General features: G+C 36.6%; 13 protein-coding genes, 1 pseudogene and 1 riboswitch. All 14 genes and pseudogenes read left to right on the top strand.

The window, feature by feature from the left end:
• The first annotated feature begins 29 nt into the window (after nt 1–29).
• The 14 genes and pseudogenes from NYE61_RS07405 (at nt 30) to menC (ending at nt 12,797) form a co-directional block, all read left to right on the top strand.
• The gene (locus NYE61_RS07405; protein WP_095309896.1) at nt 30–1,676 is read left to right on the top strand and encodes a sensor histidine kinase; all 1,647 of its coding nucleotides are present in this window, start codon (nt 30–32) and stop codon (nt 1,674–1,676) included.
• On the top strand, nt 1,669–2,388 hold the full coding sequence (locus NYE61_RS07400; protein ID WP_303448638.1) for a response regulator: 720 nt from the start codon (nt 1,669–1,671) through the stop codon (nt 2,386–2,388). The genes NYE61_RS07405 and NYE61_RS07400 overlap by 8 nt, the downstream gene beginning before the upstream one ends.
• Before the next feature lie 174 nt (nt 2,389–2,562).
• A complete protein-coding gene (locus NYE61_RS07395; protein WP_303448636.1) occupies nt 2,563–3,894 on the top strand; it encodes a citrate:proton symporter in 1,332 nt (443 codons plus the stop codon).
• Between the two features lie 188 nt (nt 3,895–4,082).
• Nucleotides 4,083–4,340 (top strand): hypothetical protein, encoded by a 258-nt coding sequence (locus NYE61_RS07390; protein ID WP_339317231.1) that lies wholly within the window; start codon nt 4,083–4,085, stop codon nt 4,338–4,340.
• A gap of 312 nt (nt 4,341–4,652) precedes the next feature.
• Nucleotides 4,653–4,764: pseudogene (locus tag NYE61_RS07385) on the top strand (SAR2788 family putative toxin); the annotation flags it as partial.
• 14 nt (nt 4,765–4,778) lie between these two features.
• Nucleotides 4,779–5,132, top strand: a complete 354-nt coding sequence (locus NYE61_RS07380) for a hypothetical protein (RefSeq protein ID WP_240033720.1) — start codon at nt 4,779–4,781, stop codon at nt 5,130–5,132.
• Between the two features lie 97 nt (nt 5,133–5,229).
• Nucleotides 5,230–5,406, top strand: a complete 177-nt coding sequence (locus tag NYE61_RS07375) for a hypothetical protein (protein WP_168927275.1) — start codon at nt 5,230–5,232, stop codon at nt 5,404–5,406.
• A gap of 659 nt (nt 5,407–6,065) precedes the next feature.
• On the top strand, nt 6,066–6,275 hold the full coding sequence (locus NYE61_RS07370) for a hypothetical protein (RefSeq protein WP_095309888.1): 210 nt from the start codon (nt 6,066–6,068) through the stop codon (nt 6,273–6,275).
• Nucleotides 6,276–6,534: 259 nt separating this feature from the next.
• Complete coding sequence (locus NYE61_RS07365) at nt 6,535–6,798, top strand: CPCC family cysteine-rich protein (protein WP_118888637.1); 264 nt, start codon at nt 6,535–6,537, stop codon at nt 6,796–6,798.
• 207 nt (nt 6,799–7,005) lie between these two features.
• Nucleotides 7,006–7,104: riboswitch (purine riboswitch) on the top strand.
• A 219-nt stretch (nt 7,105–7,323) separates the two neighbouring features.
• Complete coding sequence (locus tag NYE61_RS07360; protein WP_303448629.1) at nt 7,324–8,256, top strand: nucleoside hydrolase; 933 nt, start codon at nt 7,324–7,326, stop codon at nt 8,254–8,256.
• 500 nt (nt 8,257–8,756) lie between these two features.
• Nucleotides 8,757–9,599 carry a MurR/RpiR family transcriptional regulator gene (locus NYE61_RS07355; protein ID WP_118888638.1) on the top strand — a complete coding sequence of 281 codons (843 nt, stop codon included), beginning with the start codon at nt 8,757–8,759 and terminating at the stop codon, nt 9,597–9,599.
• 64 nt (nt 9,600–9,663) lie between these two features.
• Nucleotides 9,664–10,788 (top strand): M20 peptidase aminoacylase family protein, encoded by a 1,125-nt coding sequence (locus tag NYE61_RS07350; protein WP_303448626.1) that lies wholly within the window; start codon nt 9,664–9,666, stop codon nt 10,786–10,788.
• Between the two features lie 17 nt (nt 10,789–10,805).
• Nucleotides 10,806–11,603: a GNAT family N-acetyltransferase gene (locus NYE61_RS07345; protein WP_303448623.1), complete on the top strand. Its 798-nt coding sequence runs from the start codon at nt 10,806–10,808 to the stop codon at nt 11,601–11,603.
• A 78-nt stretch (nt 11,604–11,681) separates the two neighbouring features.
• Entirely contained in the window at nt 11,682–12,797 is a 1,116-nt protein-coding gene (gene menC, locus NYE61_RS07340; protein WP_303448621.1) for an o-succinylbenzoate synthase, read from the top strand.
• Nucleotides 12,798–12,859: the final 62 nt, after the last annotated feature.

The following is a 12,859-nucleotide window of genomic DNA, read 5'->3' as shown; positions in this document are numbered from 1 at the left end:
ATAAGGAAATTTCAAAAGGAGCGGGGAAAATGCGGAAGTCATCAGAGAAACAAAACATCCGCCCAAGAATAAGGATTAAGCTAAAAGCAAAAATGATTGCATTAATAAGTATCTTAATTGTAGGGGTTTTTATCATTTTCGCATTATTCCTTGAGAACTTTATTGAGGATACGATGGAAGAACAGATTGGGAAAAGAGCGCTCGGTGTTGCCACAAGTGTCGCAAACATCCCTGAATTGAGGGAAGCTTTTCAATTGGAAAATCCGGCAGCTGTCATTCAGGATATTGTTGCCCCCATTCGGAAGGGAACAGAGGCAGAATTTATTGTAGTTGGAAATACAGAGAGTGTTCGTTATTCACACCCCAGTACAAATCACATCGGAAAAAGAATGGTTGGAGACGATAATGAACGGGCCCTGAAAGATGGAGAGTCCTACGTTTCTGTTGAAGAGGGGTCGCTCGGATTATCCATTCGGGGAAAAGCGCCAGTTTTCTCTGATGAAGGAGAAATTATCGGGGTTGTATCGGTTGGATTCCTAAATGATGATATACAGAAAGTGATTGCAGATCAGAATCATTCGCTTTGGATTACCTTATTTCTTATAATATTGCTCGGTGTTCTTGGAGCTATTTTTATTTCACATTATATCAAAAAATTACTGTCCAATATGGAGCCGGAAGAAATATCACAATTAATGATCGAAAAGGAAGCTATCTTGCAATCAACACATGAAGGGATAATTGCTGTTCATAATAATGGGCACATTACAATGATGAATGCTCAAGCCCAGCAACTTTTATTTAAACAACGAGTAGGGGAAAAGGATTACAGTGGAAAGTTAATTCAAGAGATAATCCCTTCTTTAAATATACAAGATTTTCTACATCATAATAGAAGCTTCTATGACAGAGAAGCGATTCTTGGTGAAAAAGTGGTACTAATAAACCAAACCCCGATGTATAACGAGGAAACAATTATTGGAACCGTTCTGACATTTCGTGAAAAAACAGAGCTAGAAGGTGTTATCCATGAGTTATCGAGGGTAAAGCAGTATGCAAATACGCAACGTGCACAAACACATGAATTTTCCAATAAGCTTTATACCATTCTTGGTCTCCTGCAGCTGAATCAGAATCAGGAAGCAATTGAATTTATTAAAAAAGAAAGTAAACTAAGGCAAAAATGGCAGCGTTTTTTGACAGATAATATTGCAGATCCACTTATTCACGCCATTCTTCAAGGGAAATTCAATCAAGCGAATGAACTTGGTGTGAACATGTCGATCCATCCAGATAGTCAGCTTTCCTATCGCTTTTCGGAAGAGGAAAAAGATGTATTATTAACTGCACTTGGGAATTTAATCGAAAATGCTATCGAAGCAGTGAAAGATCAAAAGCCTAATAATCGTAATGTATCCATTTTGTTTACAGATATTGGAGAAGATGTGTTAGTGGAAGTAGAAGATTCCGGCCCGGGTATTGCTGAATCAGATATTCCATGGATTTTCGAACAAGGCTTTTCGACAAAGAATGGAACCCATCGAGGAATTGGATTAGCTTTAACGTATCAAGCAGTCCAACGGATTGAGGGTCAATTAATTCTAGAAGAAGGTGACCTGGGAGGCGCCTGTTTTATCATGATCATACCAAAGAAAGGGGAAGATACAGATGCATGAAGCTTATCGTGTCTTAATCGTGGAAGATGATTTTCGCATTGCAAATATAAATCGCCAATTTGTTGAAAAAGTAGACGGATTTATCGTAAGTGATACGGTAAGGACAGGGGAAGAAGTATTGGCATTTCTTAGTGAAGGTAATGAACTTCCGGATATTATTCTTTTGGATATCTATATTCCGGATGTAGAAGACTTAAATTTATTCTGGGAGATCAGAAGCACATATAAAGAAATAGATATTATTGTTATCACAGCCGCAAAAGAAGTAGAGACAATTCAAGAAGTAGTTCGTGGCGGTGTGTTTGACTATATTATCAAACCAGTTGATGTGACTCGATTTGAGCAAATGTTAACGAGGTATAAAGAAAGAAGGCATTTACTATCATCTGTAAAGGAAATGGAACAAGGAGATATAGATGCAATGTTTTGGTCAAAGCCAGCTACAATACCAAAAAAGCAGCGTGCTGGTCTGCCAAAAGGGATTGATGCGATTACGTTAAAGGAAATTACAAGCTTGTTGAAAACCGAACAATCTGGGGGGGTTACGGCTGTTGAGCTTAGCAAACAAATTGGGACGAGTCGTTCAACAGCAAGACGATATTTAGAGTATTTAGTCAGTATAGATCAGGTTGAAACAAGACTGAAATATGGGACTGTAGGAAGACCAGAGCGAAGATATTTCCCTTGTGAAACTTATGAACAAAATGATTAATATGAAAATTAGACCGTTTATGATAAGAAACTTCCTTCCTAAATTCATTTATGTTACTTTTTTCAATAAGTAAAAAATACACACTATTTTTTACTTATACGTTTTGCTAACGCTTACATAAAGGGTATGGGAGATAAGATGATGTATTGCGTTTAGTTAGGAAGGGGAATTAGAGTGAGTTTAAGTATAATAGGTTTTTTGACGATTTTAATTATTGTGGTACTACTGATCAGCAATAAAGTAACACCAATTGTAGCCATGGTGCTCGTGCCATTAATCGGTGCGCTTATTGCAGGCTTTGGATTTTCAGAGATTGGAGACTTTTTCACAGAAGGTGCATTAACCGTAATTGAAGTTGCGATCATGTTTATTTTCGCTATTTTGTTTTTTGGCGTCATGCAAGATGCGGGACTTTTTGATCCTTTAATTCAAAATATGATACGACTTACAAGAGGAAACGTTATTACAGTTAGTATTGGTACAGTTTTTGTGGCAGCAATTGCACATCTGGATGGTTCTGGAGCTTCTACATTTTTAATTACAATTCCAGCACTTTTACCGTTGTATAAGCATTTGAAAATGAACCCGTATTTGCTTTTACTATTAATTGGTGGAAGTGCCAGTATTATGAATATGGTTCCGTGGGCAGGTCCCTTAGGACGTACAGCTTCTGTACTGAATATGGATGTCACCGAGCTTTGGAGACCATTGATACCAATTCAAATTAGTGGTCTTGTGTTGATGATTGCTTTAGCCGCTTTCCTTGGAGTTATGGAAAAGCGAAGAATAAGCAAGCATTATGGACTGGTCAGTGCGAAAGAATCTGCAGCCGCAATTGAAAGAATAAATGGTGATTCGTCTTCTGCAAAAGATGAGGAGTCATTGACCAGACCTAAATTACTTTGGGTAAATGCGATTCTTTTTCTTGCCGTAATTGGCATACTTGTATGGGGAATTATTCCAGCAGGCTTTGCATTTATGATTGGGCTTAGTATTGCCTTGCCGCTTAATTATCCAAATATGAAACAGCAATCGGAAAGAATACGCAGTCATGCACCTGGTGCTTTAATGATGGCAACGATAATTCTCGCAGCAGGCTCCTTTTTAGGTATTCTTACCGGAACTGGAATGCTGAATTCGATTGCAGAGGATCTTGTTACAATTATTCCAGCATTTATTGCACCATATCTGCACTTAATTATCGGATTTTTCGGAGTACCATTTGATTTACTGTTAAGCACGGATGCTTACTACTTTGCTTTATTGCCAGTTGTTGATCAAATTGCTACTGGATTTGGAATTGAATCACTTTCTACAGCATATTCCATGGTAATTGGTAATATTGTAGGTACCTTTGTTAGTCCATTTTCACCTGCACTTTGGCTCGCATTAGGCTTGGCAGGCCTTGAAATGGGAAAACATATCCGTTATTCTCTTTTATGGATGTGGGGACTAAGTATTGTACTTTTAATTATTGCTGTATTAATTGGTGTTATTGCAGTTTAATAGATTGTATCGATTAAATAAGGCGGAGCCCATTATTAAGTGGGCTTCGTTTTTTGCAGCAAGTGAAGTTACAAAAAATCAACAAAGCGGTAGAGAATAACAAGCGTTAAAGAAAATACTATATAATAGATTTGAAGTATTTATTAATTTTTTTGCTATTCAAGTGTGGTACGAATTAAGGAGGGCACATGGTGGTAAGTGCAGGAATGATTGTTCTTATTGGTGTTGTATGTCTGATTGCTATTGTATTGACTTTGTATGGAATGAAACAGGAAGAAGACAAACAAAAGAAGTATGAAGAAGCTGGAGAAGAGGCCGCAAGTGAATTAGAACGATCGCTTGAGTACGAGACAAAATCGCTAAAATCCAATTTGCCTTCACTCATTTGGATTTATGTGGTTACAATTAGCTTGTCATTATTTGCATTAGTATTATATATTTTTTAGTTCGAGTAAGGACAGCTATTAAGGTCAATCAGGTGGCGAGATGTATCAGCTAGTACAATAATTCTATCAACCATTATAGAATCCCCTGGTTGTATTTCCATTAGTTGTGATTCTGGCTGAATTCGTTTTTGGGTGTCCCGTGTTTTTCGTGATTAATTTTATCAAAGTTGTTTGCTAAATTTTCTAACTGCTTTTCTAATTTATATAGTGATCTCATATAGCCATATAAGTTAAAAGATATAACCCATCATTGCGATACATTCTATTTAGAAGGTAAACAATACGTGCTGGTAAAGAAATAGAAGAGATTACACTTGAGAATTTATTTCTTTAACGAAGAATATGTGATAAAAACTTTTTCAAACCTAAATATGGACAAAAAGACTGGAAGAAAAAAGCTGGAGTAAATTATAATAATCAATAAGGAGCTGAATTTAGATGAAAACTTATACATGTCCAATTTGCGGATACGATGGGGTAGAAGATGAAACACCATACGAAGAGAATACCAATGCTCCCTCTTATGAAATATGTCCTTGTTGTCGTTTTCAATATGGGTACAGCGAAGATCATGATGTAGATTTAGGATATATTGTCACTCCAGATGAAATGAAAGAAGCCGCTTTTCAATTATATCGAAAACAGTGGATTGAAAAAGGTGCAGTAGTCGGTCACCCAGAAAGCTATCCAAAAGCATTACAAGAAGATGGGAAAGTAAAACAAGAGATAGTCGTTAAACAATTAAAACGTTTAAATCTACCATTAGATAACCTCGCATTTCTTGATTTATAAAGACTAAGAAATAACTCTCTATGAAGCAATACTTGATGGAATAAGATATGTTATAATAAACACAGAATATTTTAATTGTTAAAAAGGAGTGTTCTAGGTGAAAAAATACCAAAGACGTTCTGTTTATATTTCAATTGTAACACTTGCTTTCTTCTTAGTATTATCTTTAATGACACACCGTTGGGGATTCTTCTTATGGAGTTTATTACCTGTTTTTATAGTTTTGATGACTACGTTTACCCCAAAGATTGACACCGGAAATAATGAAAAATAAAGAAATCTTAGTAAACGAACTGCTGCTCTAATAAAAGGAGTAAAATATTACAACAAGAAAGAAAAAGACAATGAAAGCAAAAGGAAAAGCGCAATTTAGAAATGAGGGCGTTTTTAATAATTTTATCTGAGTGCACAAAAGGGAAGAAAGGTATGAACTCCCTTTAAGGAATTTACAATTTTAGTCATCCGTAAGTCAACCACCATAATAGCATATGCATAAGCCACTGCATGAGAAATGTCATACAAGTATGATATAAATTATAGCATATCACCTAATGCCACCCACATCGCTTCTTCGAAATCCTCATGGAATGCCATGGTAGTCCATCCATTTTTAGTTTTAGCTCTTGGTCTCTGTATTGGAAGATCGTCTAATATTTATTGCTGTAGATTATTTTTTGATTAAGTTATTTCAGAAAAAGAAATGAAAATATATAGTTACTAATTTTTACTTAATTAACTGGTGTAATTGTTCAATAAGAGCAGCCTCCTATTGTGCTATATGTCTGGATAGTTTAGTAAGATACCTTCCATCTGTTTAATTGTGTTTCAGCTCATGTTATAATGAGCATCTTAAGAGAATTACGACTTTTACTTTTAATAGAACGGATGCCAATAAAGCCTCCGCCTATCGATAAAATATGGAGGTGTAAGAGAATGAATAAACGATGGACGATTGATAAAATTAAAGAATTTGTTGAGAGCAATTCAGAAAGTAAGTTGCTAACGACGGAATATCACGGTTTTTCTCAAAAGTTACTATTGAAATGTGCATGTGGCAGTAACTTTGAAAAAACATTTAAGAAATTTAAAAATAATAACCAACGTAATTGTGATGTTTGTCAACCTCCAAATGCGTCACGCTAAACATATTGCTGCGAATAAATGAAGTTCCGATTTCTTTTAAAGAGAAGCCGGAACTTATTTCGGTTCTGGATTTTTATAGTATGGTTTGTACTCCAACTTATAATGAAAGAATTGAGTAAGTGAGCTCATCAAATGATGGTACATAACAGAGGCGTTAGTTCAAAAAGAAGTTATGATTAAGACCTACCGCAAAAGGGCGCGATTCCAGTGTAAAATAAAAGCTGTTATTATTACTGATTAACTTATTGAAGGTGATTAGATGAAATTTATTTGTCCCTGTTGTGGTTATAAAACATTAGATGATGAACCCCCTGGAACATATGCTATTTGTGAGATTTGTTTTTGGGAAGATGATGCGGTTCAATATAATGATCCTGATTATGAAGGTGGTGCAAATACGCCTTCTTTAAGGGAAGCACAGAGAAATTACATTGAATTTGGGGCATGTGAGAAAAGGTGTATTGAATTTGTAAGAAAACCAAACGAAAAAGATATGAAAGATCAAAATTGGAAACCACTATAACTTAATTTATAGCTATTCAACAAAAGGGCGCTTATCTTAGAATAGGGATAGGTGCCCTATCTTTGTTCTTGCGATTGTTCTAGAATGGTAGAGGATAGATCCGTGCAAGGAAAGCAGTAGATTCAAAAAATGTGACCATTCTTGTTGAAATGGTACGATGATGTTCCCGATTTCCCTTATTATGTTATAGTAAAAGTAATAAAAGCTGAAGCTATAGATGATAAATATTAAGATCTGGGGATAGGGTCCAATAGTTTCTACCAAGTTGCTGTAAATGGCTTGACTACGATATAAGTGTTAAATGTTAGAAACGATTGATTCTTCCTTTTGTATTTTACACATGCTTTAGTCAATGCTCTGGTAGCTATCGGAGCATTTTTTATATTATAAGATGTTATCATTAGCAGTGACGCGTCAGGCAAATGGGAAACAAAGAGTCATTTTATCCGAGTGTTCAACAACAAAACAGTTGGGTGAATCTCCAAGCAATTTTAAAAAATTAATCATGAAGGGATCGAAAAAATTATGAATAGAAAGATTTACTTTAATCATGATGGCGGAGTTGATGATCTCGTTTCGCTATTTTTATTACTAAAAATGGATACGGTTGAACTCACAGGTGTTTCGGTCATTCCAGCAGATTGTTATTTAGAGCCAGCAATGTTTGCGAGCCGTAAAATTATTGATCGCTTTGGTTATGGCGGTCTTGATGTAGCAGCATCAAATTCTCGTGGGAAAAATCCTTTTCCGAAAGACTGGCGTATGCATGCATTTTATGTTGATGCTCTGCCGGTTTTAAATGAATCTGGAAAAGTTGTAACACCGGTGGCGGAAAAGCCAGCACATCTTCATTTAATAGATACGGTTTTAGCAACTGAAGAAAAAACAACTTTATTATTTACAGGACCGCTCACTGACCTTGCTCGTGCATTAGATGAAGCTCCTGAAATTGAAGAGAAAATTGAAAAGCTTGTTTGGATGGGTGGTACATTCCGTGAAGCAGGAAACGTACATGAGCCTGAACATGATGGAACAGCGGAATGGAACGTGTTTTGGGATCCTGAAGCAGCCGCTCGTGTATGGGATACCAGCATAGAAATTGATTTAGTGGCGCTTGAAAGTACAAACCAAGTGCCGCTAACCTTAGATGTGCGTGAGCGTTGGGCTAAAGAACGCAAATACCTGGGTGTTGATTTTCTTGGACAATGTTATGCGATGGTACCACCACTTGTTCACTTTTCAACGAACTCTACATACTATTTGTGGGATGTGTTAACGACCGCATTTGTTGGAAATCGTAATCTTGTGAAAGTACAAACCATTAACAGCATAGTGCACGCTGATGGTCCAAGCCAAGGCCGTACAGTTGAAACCGCTGATGGACGACCTGTTAATGTCGTTTATGATGTAAATCGCAATGCATTCTTTGATTATATGACTGAATTAGCAAAAAAGTAATAGAGGGGACTTCTGGATGTAGGCAAAAAACGAGCTATTATTGATACCGATACATCTTGGTGATGGTACGATTGCTTTAAGATGCTCTGTTTTTGCACTACAACAATAATCGAAAAAAGAAGCAAGTTCCAAAAAACGGCCATTAGCGCAAAAAGCACTATTTCTTTAATAAGATTTTCCGCAACTATCAACGTTTTAATAGAGCAACCAAGAGCCTAATTTCTAAATATTAATACTGAGAAATTAGGCTCTTAATGATGGGAATTTCCTTCTGCTGTAAACACACATTTCCTGACACTGCCAAAAGGTCGTGCAAAATATTGTCTAAATTAAGTGCAAACTAACGTCAGCTGCCTGAAGCAATATAGTCTTTTTAAAATCAAATACAGGGTGACATACATTCGAAAATATGATAGTATAAATTAACTGAAAAAAGGAATTACTTCTTTTCTTTTGATAAATAAAGGAATTCCTTTATTCGCTGAATAATGAGGGATTATATGGAAAATATATACCAAAAAGTTTATGAACAAAAAAATACATTTACGAACAGTTTACAGAAGATTGCATCATATATCTTAGAGAATCCCAGGTTGTTTGCAGTTTCTTCTGCCACGGAAGCTGGAAAACAAATTGGAGTTAGTGAAACAACTATCATACGATTTTGTAAACAACTTGGATATAAAGGATATAAGGAACTTCAAGAGGAGGTTCAAAATATCCTATTACAAAGGAGTTCATTATCTGATTATGTAGAAGATAAAAAGGTTGATGGCGGAACAGAGAATTCCATTAAACAATTAATGGCGAGTGATGCAGGAAACATTCAAAAAATGATGCAGCAGCTGTCAGAGGAAAGTCTTTCAACAGCTGTAACGAAATTAACAAATGCAGATCGTGTTATTGTTGCTGGAGTTCGTTCCTCTCATGCACTAGCAAGCTGGTTTTCGTATTCACTCGACTTAATCCACGGAAATACAAGGATGTATAATCCTGGCACAGATGATATTCTATTGCGGCTAAGTGAGCTCACTGAGAAAAGTGTGTTTGTAGGATTTTCTTTTCATCGCTATGCTGTAGATACGATTAATATTGCTAAGCATGCTAAGGATAAGGGAGCGTTTGTAATTGGAATTACAGATTCAAGCTTTTCTCCAATTACAGCATATTGCGATTTAGTATTAAATGTGCAACTGTCTGGTAAATCAACATTAGATGCAGCACCAGCAGTGATGTCATTGTCAAACAGTATCATTGCTTCAATATCACTTGAAAATAACGAAAAAGTTAAACAAAGAGTGGAATTGTTTGATTCTATAAGTGGAAAAGATTTTTTTGACTGATAAGAACAGCTTTCTTATTTTGTACGACGCCAAGTTTTTTAAGCTTAGATGGGAGTTAATTAAAATGAACGCAACATTGAAAAAAATAAATCCATTATTAGAGGATATATTTAATCATTTACACGAACATCCAGAGATTAGCTGGGAAGAAAGGAAGACTACGGATTATATTGAACGGTTGTTTCAAGGGAAAAACTGCACGATTAAACGTTTTGAAGATTCGACGGGATTAGTAATTGATATAGGTAGTGGCAGTCCTGTTATTGCCCTCAGAGCAGATATTGATGCCTTATGGCAGGAAGTGAACGGGACATTCCAAGCAAACCACTCTTGCGGACATGATGCCCATATGACGATTGTCATTGGTGCTCTCCTTACAATCTTAGAAGAAAAGAAACAGTTTAAAGGAACGTTTCGGTTTATTTTTCAACCGGCAGAGGAGAAAGGCAATGGTGCGTTAGCTTTTGTGGACAAGGGTATTGTTGACGATGTGGATTATTTGTATGGAATGCATTTGAGACCGATAGAGGAGTTGGGATATGGACAATTTGCTCCGGCTATTGAGCACGGTGCAGCTAAGTTTATCCAAGGCCATATAAAAGGGCATGATGCACACGGAGCAAGACCACATTTAAATGCAAATGCCATTCAGGTTGGTACGGAATTTTTTCAAGCAATAAATAGCATTCATGTGAATCCAATGATTCCTCACTCTGCTAAAATGACTGCATTTCATGCAGGTGGAAAAAGCTCAAACATAATTCCCGGAAATGCTAGTTTTTCAATTGATGTTAGGGCTCAGAATAATGAGGTGATGGAAGAAATCACAGAAAAAATTTATCGCATTGCTTCATCGCTAGCACAGCTTCATGACGTGGAAATTGACTTGTCAGTTGGTGCAAATGTGGCCGCTGCGGTGCTTGATCAGGATGCAATATCTTTTATGAGACAGGCAATAGTTGAATGTGCGGGAGATGAGAATTTATCCCCGGTTATTACAACAACAGGTGGCGATGATTTTCATTTCTATACGATTAAACGCCCAGCTTTAAAAGCAACAATGCTGGCAGTTGGCTGCGATTTGGTGCCAGGTTTGCATCATCCTGAGATGACCTTTAATCATAACGCTATTCCAAAAGCAGTTGAAATTATAACATGCGCCTTATATAAAACAATGGAATCATTATAGTAGAAGGAGTCATTCTTGTGGTAAAAGGTAAACTCGAAATTAGGAAATTAACGACGCTGGATGAATTAAGAGAAGTTCAGAAGTTAGAAGAAACAGTTTGGCATATGTCGGCGATCCCGTTGCATCAAACATATACAGCATTAACGAATGGCGGCATTATTTTAGGCGCCTATGATTCCGAAAAGCTAATTGGTTTTCTATATAGCTTTGCAGGATTTGATGGGAAAAATGCTTACCTATGCTCTCATATGATGGGAATACTTCCAGCGTATAGGAAAGATGGAATCGGAAGAAAGCTAAAACTGAAGCAAGCAGTATTGGCAAGGGAAATGGGCTATGAAGTAATAACATGGACATTCGATCCATTGGAAAGTGTAAACGCCTATTTAAACTTGCATAAGCTTGGTGCCAAAGGAGTTTATTTTAAAGAAAATCACTACGGTGAACTAGGCGATGAGTTTAGCCAAGGCCTGCCATCTGATCGTTTTCAAATTATATGGGATATCAGTCAAACCTGCGAAGAGAAGGAAACCATATCAGTTGATGCAGTAAATATATTATTACAAATGGACTCTGAGCGTAAGCCTGTTCTAACAGACAATTATCATGCTAATGATAGTATGGAATGGGATATGTGGCTGGTTGCAATTCCAGCAAATTTTCAAAGTCTGAAAGAGGAAAACTTTAATCTTGCAAAAGAGTGGAGATTGACAACGCAAGAGCTCTTTCGAAGACTCTTCCAACATGGCTATCAAGCTTCCGACTTTATTCATTATGCTGAAGACTATAATTATTATGTTTTTCGCAAACAGTAAGTATTAAAGCAGGTAGAAGAGGTAAAGCTTTTCTGCCTGTACGATGAAAAGTTATGAATTTAAACAGGAGGATATACAATGACAATACCTATAAAACAGTTAAAAATACATAAATTGAATATGCGTTTAAAAGATCCTTTTACAACAAGCTTTGGTACCTTTCAGGATAAGGAATTTTTTATTACAGAGCTCATTGATGAAGACGGAAATCGCGGGTATGGGGAGTCTGTTGCATTTTCAAGTCCTTGGTACAGTGAAGAAACGGTAAAAACCAACTTGCATGTCATGGAAGACTTTCTTATTCCGATTTTAAAAGATAATCAAATTAGCCATCCGGAACAAGTATCTGATTTATTCCATCCAATTAAGCGTAATAATATGGCAAAGTCTGCATTAGAGGGAGCGGTTTGGGATCTGTATGCAAAACGAGAAAAACTCACCTTAGGTGCAGCTCTAGGTGGAGAAAGAAAACAAATTGATGTTGGAATCAGTATTGGAATCCAACCTACAGTAGATGATTTAATTCAAACGATTCAACACTTTGTTGATGCCGGCTACAAACGAATAAAAATAAAAATTAAGCCGGGTTGGGATGTAGAGGTACTTCGTGAGGTTCGCAAGCATTTTCCGGATACACCAATTATGGCAGATGCAAATTCAGCGTATACGATTGATGATATTGAACATTTACAAAAGTTAGATGATCTCAATTTAATGATGATTGAACAGCCATTGGAGCATGATGATATTGTAGACCATGCGAAGCTTCAAGCGGTTATGAAAACACCAATATGTTTAGATGAGAGTATCCATTCACTTGAAGATACGAGAAAAGCCTACGAGCTTGGCAGCTGTAAAATTATTAACATAAAAATTGGACGAGTCGGTGGATTAACCGAAGCGAAACGAATTCATGATTTTTGTATGGATAAAGGTATCGACGTTTGGTGCGGTGGAATGCTTGAAGCTGGTGTAGGCAGGGCGCATAATGTTGCATTAACAACATTAGCACAATTCGTGTTACCAGGAGATACAGCTGGTTCATCAAGATATTGGGAAAGAGACATTATTAAGCCGGAAGTAGTTGTAGAGAATGGACTGATAAATGTTCCAGATCAGCCTGGAATTGGTTATGATATCGACGAGAAAGCGATGGATGAATTTACGGAATGGGCAAGAGTCTATCATTTTTAATAAAATACGGTGTTATATAGAGGAGCGCATTGTAAGCTCTCCTCTTTTACAAGATAAAAATT

Origin of the sequence: Oceanobacillus sp. FSL W7-1304 (assembly GCF_037969805.1) — a bacterium.
GTDB lineage: Bacteria > Bacillota > Bacilli > Bacillales > Amphibacillaceae > Oceanobacillus > Oceanobacillus profundus.
The sequence above is the reverse complement of the archived record's forward strand: the minus strand, read 5'-3'. Positions and strand labels throughout refer to the sequence as shown.

What these genes read in the sequence shown, in the direction of transcription:
- NYE61_RS07405 (WP_095309896.1), top strand. Translation starts at nt 30, where the DNA reads ATGCGGAAGTCATCAGAGAAACAAAACATCCGCCCAAGAATAAGGATT.
- NYE61_RS07400 (WP_303448638.1), top strand. Translation starts at nt 1,669, where the DNA reads ATGCATGAAGCTTATCGTGTCTTAATCGTGGAAGATGATTTTCGCATT.
- NYE61_RS07390 (WP_339317231.1), top strand. Translation starts at nt 4,083, where the DNA reads ATGGTGGTAAGTGCAGGAATGATTGTTCTTATTGGTGTTGTATGTCTG.
- NYE61_RS07380 (WP_240033720.1), top strand. Translation starts at nt 4,779, where the DNA reads ATGAAAACTTATACATGTCCAATTTGCGGATACGATGGGGTAGAAGAT.
- NYE61_RS07370 (WP_095309888.1), top strand. Translation starts at nt 6,066, where the DNA reads ATGAATAAACGATGGACGATTGATAAAATTAAAGAATTTGTTGAGAGC.
- NYE61_RS07365 (WP_118888637.1), top strand. Translation starts at nt 6,535, where the DNA reads ATGAAATTTATTTGTCCCTGTTGTGGTTATAAAACATTAGATGATGAA.
- NYE61_RS07360 (WP_303448629.1), top strand. Translation starts at nt 7,324, where the DNA reads ATGAATAGAAAGATTTACTTTAATCATGATGGCGGAGTTGATGATCTC.
- NYE61_RS07355 (WP_118888638.1), top strand. Translation starts at nt 8,757, where the DNA reads ATGGAAAATATATACCAAAAAGTTTATGAACAAAAAAATACATTTACG.
- NYE61_RS07350 (WP_303448626.1), top strand. Translation starts at nt 9,664, where the DNA reads ATGAACGCAACATTGAAAAAAATAAATCCATTATTAGAGGATATATTT.
- menC (WP_303448621.1), top strand. Translation starts at nt 11,682, where the DNA reads ATGACAATACCTATAAAACAGTTAAAAATACATAAATTGAATATGCGT.